General features: G+C 28.9%; 10 protein-coding genes. 7 read left to right on the forward strand and 3 right to left on the reverse strand.

Features of this window, described 5'->3' with window-relative positions; genetic code table 11:
• Nucleotides 1-19 precede the first annotated feature (19 nt).
• A complete protein-coding gene (ymfI, locus tag Q5O29_RS04280; RefSeq protein ID WP_022211766.1) occupies nucleotides 20-757 on the forward strand; it encodes an elongation factor P 5-aminopentanone reductase in 738 nt (245 codons plus the stop codon).
• A gap of 29 nt (nucleotides 758-786) precedes the next feature.
• The gene (locus Q5O29_RS04285) at nucleotides 787-1,200 is read left to right on the forward strand and encodes a hypothetical protein (RefSeq protein WP_022211767.1); all 414 of its coding nucleotides are present in this window, start codon (nucleotides 787-789) and stop codon (nucleotides 1,198-1,200) included.
• Between the two features lie 20 nt (nucleotides 1,201-1,220).
• On the opposite strand, the gene Q5O29_RS04290 is transcribed toward Q5O29_RS04285, so the two are convergent.
• Nucleotides 1,221-2,735 carry a HAMP domain-containing sensor histidine kinase gene (locus tag Q5O29_RS04290; RefSeq protein ID WP_302623507.1) on the reverse strand — a complete coding sequence of 505 codons (1,515 nt, stop codon included), beginning with the start codon at nucleotides 2,733-2,735 and terminating at the stop codon, nucleotides 1,221-1,223.
• Nucleotides 2,722-3,402, reverse strand: coding sequence for a response regulator transcription factor (locus Q5O29_RS04295; protein ID WP_022211769.1), 681 nt, complete (start codon nucleotides 3,400-3,402; stop codon nucleotides 2,722-2,724). Before Q5O29_RS04295 ends, Q5O29_RS04290 begins: the two co-directional genes overlap by 14 nt.
• Nucleotides 3,403-3,590: 188 nt before the next feature.
• Here Q5O29_RS04295 and Q5O29_RS04300 point away from each other — a divergent pair, with 188 nt between their 5' ends.
• The 3 genes from Q5O29_RS04300 to Q5O29_RS04310 are packed head-to-tail and all read left to right on the forward strand — an operon-like array spanning nucleotide 3,591 to nucleotide 6,556.
• Nucleotides 3,591-4,829 carry a pitrilysin family protein gene (locus tag Q5O29_RS04300; RefSeq protein ID WP_022211770.1) on the forward strand — a complete coding sequence of 413 codons (1,239 nt, stop codon included), beginning with the start codon at nucleotides 3,591-3,593 and terminating at the stop codon, nucleotides 4,827-4,829.
• Between the two features lie 15 nt (nucleotides 4,830-4,844).
• Nucleotides 4,845-5,468 carry a recombination regulator RecX gene (gene recX / locus Q5O29_RS04305; protein ID WP_022211771.1) on the forward strand — a complete coding sequence of 208 codons (624 nt, stop codon included), beginning with the start codon at nucleotides 4,845-4,847 and terminating at the stop codon, nucleotides 5,466-5,468.
• A 23-nt stretch (nucleotides 5,469-5,491) separates the two neighbouring features.
• Nucleotides 5,492-6,556, forward strand: a complete 1,065-nt coding sequence (locus Q5O29_RS04310; RefSeq protein ID WP_022211772.1) for a transglutaminase-like domain-containing protein — start codon at nucleotides 5,492-5,494, stop codon at nucleotides 6,554-6,556.
• A gap of 18 nt (nucleotides 6,557-6,574) precedes the next feature.
• On the opposite strand, the gene Q5O29_RS04315 is transcribed toward Q5O29_RS04310, so the two are convergent.
• The gene (locus tag Q5O29_RS04315; protein WP_022211773.1) at nucleotides 6,575-6,931 is read right to left on the reverse strand and encodes a tetratricopeptide repeat protein; all 357 of its coding nucleotides are present in this window, start codon (nucleotides 6,929-6,931) and stop codon (nucleotides 6,575-6,577) included.
• Nucleotides 6,932-7,140: 209 nt separating this feature from the next.
• On the opposite strand from Q5O29_RS04315, the gene Q5O29_RS04320 reads away from it, so the two are divergent.
• Together Q5O29_RS04320 and Q5O29_RS04325 are read left to right on the forward strand one after the other, a co-directional pair.
• Nucleotides 7,141-11,433 carry a 2-hydroxyacyl-CoA dehydratase gene (locus Q5O29_RS04320; RefSeq protein WP_022211774.1) on the forward strand — a complete coding sequence of 1,431 codons (4,293 nt, stop codon included), beginning with the start codon at nucleotides 7,141-7,143 and terminating at the stop codon, nucleotides 11,431-11,433.
• A gap of 123 nt (nucleotides 11,434-11,556) precedes the next feature.
• The gene (locus Q5O29_RS04325; protein ID WP_022211775.1) at nucleotides 11,557-12,498 is read left to right on the forward strand and encodes a carbohydrate kinase family protein; all 942 of its coding nucleotides are present in this window, start codon (nucleotides 11,557-11,559) and stop codon (nucleotides 12,496-12,498) included.
• The last annotated feature ends 137 nt before the right edge of the window (nucleotides 12,499-12,635 follow it).

Here is a 12,635-nt window from a genome sequence, read left to right on the forward strand (position 1 = left end):
ATGTAAGGAGAATCAGAAGATGAATTTAAGCGGTAAAGTTATTTTGGTTACAGGTGCATCAAGAGGAATTGGCAGAGCTATTGCCATTGAACTTGCATCAAAGGGAGCTGCAATAGCAATAAATTACTCAAAAGATGATGAAGGAGCAAAGGCTACATTGGAAAATGTTATTAAGAATGGAGGTTATGGTAAGCTTTTTAAAAAAGATATTTCTAATTATAACAATTGCAGAGAGCTTATTGATGAAGTTATAGGGACTTTTGGTAAGTTAGATGTATTAGTAAATAATGCAGGAATATCAAAGTTTGGATTATTGATGGATATGTCTTTAGAAGAAATAAATGATTTAGTAAACACCAACTTGATGGGAGCAATATATCTTTCTAAACTAGCTATTAATAATATGATGAGAAATGGTGGTAATATAATAAATATTTCATCTGTTTGGGGAGAAGTAGGAGCATCATGTGAAGTTATATATTCAGCAACTAAGGGAGGGCTTAATTTATTTACTAAAGCTTTAGCAAAAGAAGTGGCTTCATTTAATATAAGGGTAAATTCAGTAGCACCAGGAGTTATTAATACGGAAATGAATAATGTACTTGATAGTGAAGATAAGGAAGTTTTAAAGAATGAAATACCGATGATGAGATTCGGTGAGGCTCATGAAGTAGCAAGAGTGGTTAGCTTTTTATGTGAGGATAAATGTAAATATCTTACTGGACAAATAATAAGAATAGATGGTGGATTTATTTAAATTATAGTAGGAATATATGGTGGAATATTATGATAAAAATAAAGATAGACAAAAATAAAAAAGGTGAGCCTAATTTCAAATTACATTTTAAGAAGATTGATGAAAGAGAAGAAAGGTTTTTAAAGCGAGCATTAATGGAAGGCAGGGAGATAAAGGGAAGTTTTAAATATGAAATTCCTCTTAGGTTTTTTATGCCTATTATCAGGAATATAAAAAAAGAAAATTTAAAGGTTGATAGATATAGTAAAAATACATTTTATGAATTTTCAGATAGGTATGATGAAAAATATTATTATTCATTTGAGATAAATGCAAAGTATATGAAGAAATGGCGTCAGGAAGAGTGTCCAGATATTTTCAAGGTTGAAATAGATAGTGAAACACTAGAGCTAAAAAAAGAAGTTGTATTTAAAAAGATTGATAGAAGAATAAAAGATGCTTAAGATTTTAGCATCTTTTATTTTTAGTTAAGTTTATCATTAGCCTTTGATAAGGTAAACTTAAATAACACTCCATTTAAGCTATTGGTCATGGAATAAGCACTATTATGAAGTTCTAAAATTTTCTGAACAATTGCAAGTCCAAGCCCAAAGCTATTGGTAGATCTATCACCAGATTTATCAAGTTTATAAAACTTAATAAATATATTAGAAAGTTCTTCTTCAGGAATATGAGTACCAGTATTTTCAATAGATATTTCAAAGTTATCAGTATTTTCAATGATACTTATATTTATATAATTTCCACAGGGAGTATATTTTATTGAGTTGGTAATTAGGTTTTGAATTACCTGTTCAATTTTAAGGATATCACCTTGTACATAAGCAAAGTCAGGAACAGCTATATAGTTTACTGTAATGTCTTTTTCTTTTAGCTCTAAGTTAAGATTTTTAACTTTAGCACTTATCAGTCTTACTATATTAAAACTTTCTATTTGTAAAAGCATTGAATTTGACTCTAACTTTGAAAGCTCCAGCATACTGGTAACTAGCGTATTCATTTTTCCTGCTTCATCAATAATTGTTTCAAGATATATTTGGGCATTTTCAGGAGAAACAATACCATCTTTTAATCCTTCGGCATAACCACTGATTATGCCAATAGGAGTTTTTAAATCATGGCTTACGCTGGCTACAAAATCTTTACGCATAGTTTCAAGTTCACGTTCTTTTTCTATGTCAGCCTCTAATTTTATATTTTTCTCTTTTAAATCATCAAGAGATTTTTTTAAATTAGCTGATAGAAAGTTCAGTGTCATTGCTAAGCTTCCAATTTCATCATCAGAGGATACATTACATTTTACACTGAAATCCAAGTTTGACATCTTCCTTGCAATATTATTTAAATTTTTCAATGGTTTAGCTATAAGATTGGCATAAACTATTGAAAGAAATGTTGCAACAATAATGAATCCAATCAGCATATAGAAGTAAAAGGTTTTTATAACTGAACTAGCTTCTTTTATTGGCTGTATTGATGATACAGAAATAAATAATGCATCATTGTTATTTTGTAATGACATAGGTGAAATAATACCAATTTGTTTTGTATTGCTAGAGCGATTAGTAAAAATAGTAGCAAGGGGTGCATTTTCATCTAATACTGTATTAATAAGTTTAGTATTATATAGTAGTTCAGCACAAAAATTTGTAAGTGTAGAAAAAGTATTATCTGAATTTTGATTATTGGATACATAAACAACATCATTTCTATTTAATGGAATAATAGCAACTCTAGAAGAGTTTTTTTCTTCATAATTTGTTAGTGCATCAGATAATACCTCATTATTATGTATTTGATAAGAATACATATATCTAAATTCATTAGCTTGATTAAGAAGATAGTCTTTCTTTTTATATAGATAAAATTCTTCAAAAAAAACAAGTTGAAAGAATAAAGTTATAAAAAATACTCCTAATATTAACCCTAAGGTTATGGTAAATAATTTTTTGCTGATACTTTTACTATTGGTTAACATCAAATTTATACCCACTTCCTCTTACAGTTATAATGTAATTTGCTTTTTCTCCAAGTTTTTCTCTTAGCCTTTTAATATTTGTATCTACTGTACGAAGATCTCCATAATAGTCTATTCCCCAAACATTATCTAGAATAGTATCTCTAGTTAATGCAATGCCAATATTATCAGATAAATAAACAAGAAGCTCGTACTCTTTTGGTGAAAGGGCAAGTTGAACATTATTAACTTTTATTTCATGAGAAAGCTTATTTATTGTAAGACCATTATAATTTTTTGTAGAAGATTGATTTTCACAAAGATCAGCAGTTCTTTTTAAAAGTGCTTTAACTTTTGCTACAAGAATTTTAGGAGAGAAAGGTTTGGTTACATAATCATCAGCTCCTATATCATAGCCATAAAGTTTATCTTCTTCCTGACTTTTGGCAGTAAGAAGAATTATTGGAATATCAGATACTGTTCTAATATTTTCAAGAACAGTTAGGCCATCAATTTTAGGCATCATTATATCTAAAAGGATAAGGTCAACATTATTATTTTTAAAAACCTTAAGACCTTCTTCACCATCACAGGCTTCAATCACAGAAAATCCTTCACTTAATAGATAATCTTTCAGTAAAAAACGTATTCTAATTTCATCTTCAATAATAAGTATTGTTTTATTCATAAATAAGTCCTCCATTATATACTTAATAATAATTATAGTCTAAAAACTTAAAAATAAAAACATGTTAATATATTATTGTAATTAATATTTAAACATATTATTATAAAAAGAAGTGGATTAAAAATGGATTTTAGCTGTCCATAAAGGCATTTAAAACAATTATAGGAGATGGGAAAGGAAATTATCAGATGATAAAATTAAATTTTGATGTTAAAAAACACAAATTAGAAAACGGGTTAGAAGTATTAACAATAAAAAAGGATACACAAATATCTTCTATTAATGTAGGAATAAAGGTTGGCTCATTAAATGAAAGTAAGGATGAAAAAGGGATTTCACATTTTATTGAGCATATGATGTTTAAAGGAACAATTAAAAGAGGTTTTGAAAAGTTAAATGATGATTTAGAATCATTAGGCGGAGAATATAATGCATACACTGATTATTCCATTACTGTTTACTCTATAAGTTGCTTAGAAGAGGAATTGGGAAATGCAATAGAGTTATTGGGAGATATGGTTACTAATTCTGTATTTTTAAAAGAGGAGATAGAAAAAGAAAGAGGAGTAATTCTTGCAGAAATGAAAGCAAGTATGGATAGTGTAGAAGATTTAAGCTTTAAGAGAGTTAATGAAATTGCCTTTGAAAAAAGCTGTTTAAGATATGATGTGGCAGGAACAGAAAAGAATGTAAAGAAATTTACTAGAAAAGATATTATTAGTTATTATGAAAAGCACTATATACCTAATAATACATTAATAACTATGGTTTCATCTTTAGAGCATGAAGAAGCTTTAGAGAAAATAAAAGAAAACTTTGGGCATTGGCAATCAAAAGAATTAGTTGCAGTAGAAATATTTGATGAGCAGAATAAGGCCATTAGGAAAACAACTTATAAGAAAAATATTGAATTAAGTACTATAATGTATCTATTTACTTTTTACGATTTAGAAAAGGATTTAGAATTACCACTTAGAATACTTAATCATAGATTAGGAGAAAGTTCTAATTCACTTTTATTTAGAGAAGTAAGGGAAATTAGAGGGCTTGCCTATGATATATATTCACATCTTGATATGACCAATCATATAAAGTCATTATACATTTATACCGCTGTAGCTGAAGAAGATGTTAATAAAACAATAGAAGCAATAAATGAAATTTTAGAAGGGGTTAAGAAGAAGAAGATAGAAATTGGAGAAAGGGACCTTGATATAATGAAGAAGGTTCATAAAACAGCTGTTATTTCAACTTTAGATGATTCTTCTGAATTATGCAGTTATATTTTAAATCAATCCATAGAAGATGAGGATATTTATGAGTTTTTACATGATATGGAGAGAATTAATAATATTACAAGTGATGAAATTTATGAGGTAGCTAATAAAGTCTTAAAAAATCCAACTATTCATATATTAAAATCTTAAAAGGTGGATATAATTATGAATATAATTACAAAAATAGAATGTGGAAATCGTAATAAAAATAGAGTTAATATATATATTGATGAAGAATATGCTTTTTCAGTGGATATGGAAATTGTATATAAAGAAGGATTAAAAGTTAAAGATTCAGTAGATTATGATAAATTAAAGAAGATTATTGAAGAAGATAATTATATTAAATGTAAAAATGCTGCCATAAGAATAATTGAAAGGTTTTATAAAAGTGAAAAGGAAATAAAAGATAAATTATTAAAAAAGGAATTTGATAATAATACTGTTAATAGGACTTTATCATTTTTAAAAGAATATAATTTAATAAATGATGAAAAACTTGTATCTATGTATGTAAAAGATAGATTAAGAAATCAAGGAGAAAAAAAGATAAAGTATAGTTTGATGCAAAAAGGAATAAGTGAGGAGCTTATTTATAGAGAGCTAAATAAGGTTAATAATGATGATTTAGAAGATATAGCTTATAATTTAGCATTAAAGAAGTACGAAGTTCTAAGTAAAAGGGAAAATGATAAATATAAATTATATCAAAAGCTTACTAGATATTTAATGGGCAGAGGATATGGATATGATTTAGTCTCTAGGGTAGTGAAGAGAATAGTTAATTAAGAATAATTATGAAGGGAGCCTTTATGAGAGAGTTAGTAGCATATATTATTTGTGCTATAATTGTATTATATGGTATAAGGGAAAGTATACTTACAGCATTTGAAGAAAGAACTTTGAAATATTCAGTATACAAAGTTTTATATTATTTTTCTATTTTGCTGACATTTTTTCTGGTAATTGTTAATTTAAATTTAGTAATGACTGTAATTATAAGATTTAAATTGCAATACTTGACCTTTATATATAATACAAAGTATACCAATAGCATTATACTAATTATATTTTTCTGTATTAGCCAGAATATTATTTATGTATTGTTAAAGCTATTATCTCAACATGTTATTTCAGCATTTAAAAGCAATGAAAAGAGGGCTATATCCTTATGCATTATTTCAGGATTTTTAGGGTTTATTAAAGGATTAGTAATTATACTAATAGTTTTTGTTGGTGTAATTACTTACAATAGAACCATAGGAGCCAATAATAAAATAGATTTATTTAGTGATTTTTCATCCTATAATAAAATAAAAACTATTATATTTACCAATAGTAGTTTCAATACTGATATGTATCCGATGAATGACAACACAATTTCTACAGCTAATAATATTATCTATTATAATGGAGTAACCTTAGAAGAAGGTATACAATCTAATGAGGAAATCGATAATAAGGCTAAAGAAATAATAAAATTTTGTGATGATGATAGAAGTAAGGCCAAGAGGATATATACATGGATAGGTACCAATATCCAGTATGATTCAGAAAAGGCATCAAAGGCTTTAAATGAAGAGGAGCTAGATGGTAGTGGCTCAATTACTGCTTGGCATAGTGGTAAAGGAATATGCTTTGATTATGCATGTCTTTATGTATCAATGGCAAGGGCAGCAGGATTAAAGGTAAGGTTAGTTACGGGAGAGGCATTTGATGGTAAGAGTTATGGTTCTCATGCTTGGAATCAAGTTTATCTGTCAGATGAAAGAAGATGGATAAATGTTGATACGACCTTTTATATTTCTGGAGATTATTTTGATAGCAATTTATTTGAAGAAGATCATATAGAAGAAGAAATTGCCGGTGAATGGTAAATAAGAAAAGCACTTTAGCTAAAGTGCTTTTTTATTTTTGGAAAGAATAAGTTTTATTGCCTTTTCGCAGTCAAGGTCAGAGCTATCTAAGGCCCAAGCTAAATTGAAATAAATTAGAGCTTTGTTGCTTTCCTGCTTCATAGCATAGCAATATGCTAGGTTAAAATAGTATTTACTTTCTTTTTGAAATTCCAAAGATTTTTTTATCATCTTTATAGCAGAATCAAAATCTCTTAATTTTATATAGCACACACCAATATTATAATAAGAGCATGGAACATTGACATTTGAATCAATTGACAACCTATATGAATTTATTGCTTTTTGAAACTGTTTTTCAGTATAGAATTTATTACCTTCATTGAAGTGATTCATTTTTCCCTCCTATGATTTATAAATATATTTTAATTATGTTCTCCATATGGGAATATTATTCATTAAATTATATTATTTTACAGGGTATATTATGAAAATTATAAAAAAATAGAATGAAAAATTTTCATTAAAATATGTTATAATATAGTAAAAATGGAATATAATATACATAATTGTATATAAATATAAAATAGAAAGAGAGATATATTATGGGGAAGTATAAAGTAGGTATTGATGTAGGCTCAACTACTATTAAAGTATTAGTAATTGATGAAAATAATAATATTAAATATAGCACTTATAAAAGACATTTTTCAGACATAAAAACTACCTTAAAAGAGAGCCTAGAACAATGTTATAAATTTATAGGTAATAGCAATGTTAAAATGATGGTGACTGGTTCAGGTGGACTAGCTGTATCTAAATGGCTAGAGTTATCTTTCGAACAAGAAGTTATTGCTTGTAATAAAGCCATAGAAACCTTTATACCTCAAACAGATGTAGCTATAGAGTTAGGGGGAGAAGATGCAAAGATAACTTATTTTAGCAGTGGGATAGAACAGAGAATGAATGGAAGTTGTGCAGGAGGTACTGGAGCATTTATAGATCAAATGGCAGTACTTTTAAATACTGATGCTATAGGAATTAATAAATTATCTAAAAATGCAGAGATAATTTATCCTATAGCTTCTAGATGCGGGGTATTTGCTAAAACAGACATACAACCATTAATTAATGAAGGTGCAAGAAAAGAAGATATTGCTGATTCAATTTTCCAAGCAGTTGTTAATCAGACTATTAGCGGATTAGCATGTGGTAAACCTATAAGAGGACGAGTAGCATTTTTAGGAGGACCACTTCATTTCTTAGATGGACTTAGAAATAGATTTATTAAGACTTTAAATTTAAAAGAAGGTGAGTACATAGTCCCTAAGGAATCCCACTACTATGTGGCCATAGGAGCGGCGTTATTGGCAAAAGACGAAAAGTATGTACAGCTTGATAATATAATAAGAAAAATCAGTACCATAAAAGTAGAAGATGATGGGAAGGGGCATATGGAGCCTTTATTTAATGACAATGATGATTATGAAGAGTTCAAGAAAAGACATGAAGATGATAAGGTTAAGAGAGCTGATTTAAACACTTATAGAGGTAAGGCATTTTTGGGAATTGATGCAGGTTCAACAACTACTAAGGCAGCTCTTATTGGTGAGGAAGGTCAACTGTTATATTCATATTATAATAGTAATGAAGGTAGTCCCTTAAATAAGAGTATAGAAATATTAAAGGATTTATATAAAAAGCTTCCTAAAGAAGTGGAAATAGTAAAAAGTACAGTAACAGGTTATGGTGAAGGACTAATTAAGACAGCCTTAGGAATAGATATTGGAGAAATTGAGACCATATGTCATTTTAAAGGAGCAGAGGCTTTTTTGCCAGGGGTAGACTTTATTTTGGATATTGGTGGACAAGATATGAAAGCCTTGAAGATGAAAGAAGGAAATATTGATAATATTTTGATAAATGAGGCATGTTCTTCAGGGTGTGGGTCATTTATAGAAAGTTTCAGTAAATCATTGAACCTTCCTATTAAAGAGTTTGCGAAACTTTCTATTGAAGCTAAGAAACCAGTAGATTTAGGCTCTAGATGTACTGTATTTATGAATTCAAAAGTTAAACAGGCACAGAAGGAAGGCTATGAAGTTGCAGATATATCAGCAGGTTTATGTTATTCAGTAATAAAAAATGCTTTATATAAGGTTATAAAGATACGCAATTTTGAAGAGTTAGGTAAAAAAGTTATTGTACAAGGTGGAACATTTTATAATGATGGTGTTCTTAGAAGTTTTGAAAAGATAACAGGAATAAATGTAGTACGTCCAGATATTTCAGGTATAATGGGAGCTTTTGGTGCAGCATTAATAAGTAGGGAAAGATATATAGAAGGTAAAGAGACAACATTAGTATCAAAAGAGGAGCTAGGAGATATAAAAATAGCAATCAATACTATGAGATGCGGTGGCTGTGGTAATAATTGTCTTTTAACAATTAATAAGTTTTCCAATGGTAAGAAGTTCATTACAGGAAATAGATGCGAGAAGCCTTTGGGAAATATGAAAGGAAAAAGAGAAATCCCTAACTTATTTAAATATAAGTTAGAAAGAGCTTTTGACTATACTCCTCTAGAAGAAAGTCAAGCGGAAAGAGGGGTAATTGGTATACCAAGAGTACTTAATATGTATGAAAATTATCCATTTTGGTTTACTCTTTTAACAAGTTTAAAATTTAGAGTAGAGATATCACCATTATCCAGTAGGAAGATATATGATAAAGGAATTGAGACAATTCCATCAGAATCAGCATGTTATCCAGCAAAAATATCTCATGGACATATATTGTGGCTTATAGAAAAGGGAATTAAAAATATATTCTATCCATGTGTAGCATATGAATACAAAGAAGACCCTACAGTAGACAACCATTATAACTGTCCAATGGTAACATCATATCCAGAGGTTATTAAGAATAATATTGATGAAATAAAGAAGCAGGAAATAAACTTTATTTCACCTTTCCTTTCATTAAGCAATGAAGAAAAATTAGCAAAAAGAATATATATAGTATTTAAGGAATTTGGTGTGTCTATAAAGGAAGCTAAGGAAGCTGTTAAGAAGGCTTTTGAAGAAAGAGAAAAATTTGTAACAGATATAAGGAAAAAAGGTGAAGAGGTTATTAAATATATTGAAGAAAATCATATAAAAGGGATAGTGCTTAGCGGTAGACCTTATCATGTAGATCCAGAAATTAATCATGGATTAACAGATATAATTACTTCTTATGGGATGGCAGTTCTTACAGAAGATAGTGTTGCTCATTTAGATAAGGTTGAAAGACCTCTTAGGGTTGTGGATCAATGGATGTATCATAGTAGATTATATAGGGCAGCATCTTATGTAAAAAATAATCCAAACTTAGAACTTATTCAAATTACTTCCTTTGGCTGCGGACTTGATGCCATAACATCAGACCAAGTTAATGAAATTTTATCATCAGCAGGAAAGATGTATACCCTTATAAAGATTGATGAAGGAAGTAACCTTGGAGCAGTAAGAATTAGAATTAGGTCATTAAAAGCAGCGATTGAAGAAAGAGAAAGAAAAGGTATTAAGCTAAAGCCGGTGACACAAGTGAATAAAAGAAATATTTTTACTAAGGAAATGAGGAAAGATTATACAATCCTTTGTCCTCAAATGTCACCAATACACTTCGATTTTGTTGAAGCAGCAGCTAAGAGTATTGGATATAATGTAGAAGTAATGCCATCCATTGATAAGGAAGCAATAGAGTATGGATTGAAATATGTGAATAATGATGCCTGCTATCCGTCAATTATTGTGGTAGGACAAATGATTCGTGCTTTGATGTCAGGAAAATATGATTTAAATAAGACTGCTGTAATAATGAGTCAGACAGGAGGCGGTTGTAGGGCTACAAATTATATAGGATTTATTAAAAAAGCCTTAAGGGAAGCAGGTTTTGATAATATTCCAATAATATCATTAAATGCTTTGGGTATGGAAAAGCAGCCAGGATTTGAAATAACACCAGCTTTTGTTAATAGAGGGCTTATGGCTATATTATATGGAGATTTATTTATGAGAGTCTTATATAGGGTAAGACCGTATGAAAAAGTTAAAGGAGCAGCAAATACTTTATATAAGAAATGGAAAGATGTTGCATGCCAAAATGTGAAAAACGGAAAATGGATAGAATTTAGCAAAAATGTTCAAGATATAGTAAAAGATTTTGATGAGTTAGAATTATTAGATATAAAGAAACCAAAGGTGGGAGTAGTAGGAGAAATTCTTGTTAAATTTCATCCAACAGCAAATAATGACATAGTTTCACAATTAGAAAAGGAAGGTGTTGAAGCTGTTGTACCAGATCTTCTAGATTTTTTCTTATATTCATGTTATGATGCTGAATTTAAATATAAATATCTTTCTGGAAGCTATAAATCCATGCAGTTAAATAAATTAGCAATTAGGATAATAGAGTTATATAGAAAGAAAATTAAAACAGAATTAAGCAAGAGTAAGAGATTTGAATATCCAATGCATATAAAGGATTTAGGGAAGAAAGCATCAAAAGTATTGTCTCTAGGCAACCAAACAGGTGAAGGGTGGCTTCTTACAGGAGAGATGCTAGAACTTATTGATACAGGTGTAAATAATATTGTATGTGTACAGCCTTTTGCATGTTTACCTAATCATGTTACAGGTAAAGGAATGATAAAGAAACTTAAGGAACTTTATCCTTTATCAAATATAGTAGCAGTTGATTATGATCCTGGTGCATCAGAGGTAAATCAGATCAATAGAATTAAACTTATGCTGGCTGTGGCATTTAAAAATATAGATTTAGAAAATAAGTATAGTGAAAAGTATGAAATTAATGAAGAAGCAGTAAGTGAAGTTGCAATAAAATTAAATAATTAACAGTGAAATAAGAGAAAAATAAAAAAGATACGACATTTTTTTATTTTTCTCTTTATTTTTTTCGGACTTTTGACTATAATGTATGTATGTTTTAAAGGGAAAATTAATGGCAGGAGAGATAATATGAACGAAAATAATCCATATATACTAGTACTGGGGGCATCAATAGTAGATATAATTGGTTTTAGTAAGAGAGAATTTAAGGCAAAGGATTCAATTCCAGGATCTATAAAGATTTCGCTTGGGGGAGTTTGCAGAAATATTGCTGAGAATTTAGCTAGGGTAGGTATAAACACAGAATTCATTTCTATATTGGGAGATGATGCTAATGGGAGAAATATCTTAGAACATTCTAAGAGAATAGGTTATAAGATGGACAATTCATTAATATTAAAAGATGAATGTACACCTACATATATGGCAATACTAAATGAGCATGGTGAAATGGAGTCTGCAATAGTAGATATGGATAGCTTAGATAAAATGGAAAGTAGTTTTATAGATTCAAAAGCTGAAATTTTTGAAAATGCTGAGTATACTATTGTAGATTCAGACAACCCTGAATTATTAGAGTATGTTTTAAAGAAATTTCAAGGAAAAACTAAATTTATATTAGATCCAGTTTCAGCAAATAAAGCAACAAAAATAAGCCACTTGATGAAGTATTTCCATACAATAAAACCAAATAGATTAGAGACTGAAGCTTTATGTGGTTTTAAAATCAATGGTTATGAGGATTTGCAAAAAGCAGGAAGATACTTCTTAGAGCAAGGTGTTGAAAATGTATTTATAAGTTTAGATGCAGATGGGATTTACTATCTTACAAAAGGTGAAGAAGGTACTATATGCCAAAATGATAAGATAGACATAAAAAATGTAACAGGTGCTGGAGATTCGTTTGTAGCTGGATTAGGATTAGGATATATGAATGGGTTATCTATAATTGAAACATTAAAGTATGCAATTGCAATGTCAATAATTACTATTACACATGAAGATACTATTAATCCAGCAATAAGTAATGAATACGTTGAAAATTACATGAATAAAATGAGTTGGAAATAATTGTTTTTAAGAGATGCTTAGCGTCTCTTTTTTTTAAAGTACAGGAAAGTATAAAATTTTCGATGACTGAAAGTTAGATGTTATCTAGCTTTCAACCTTTAAATATGTTAAATTTATTAATTATAAATTAGAGGTTT

Source organism: Clostridium sp. CAG:265 (assembly GCF_000436575.1).
In the GTDB taxonomy this organism is placed as follows: Bacteria; Bacillota; Clostridia; order Clostridiales; family Clostridiaceae; genus Clostridium; species Clostridium lentum.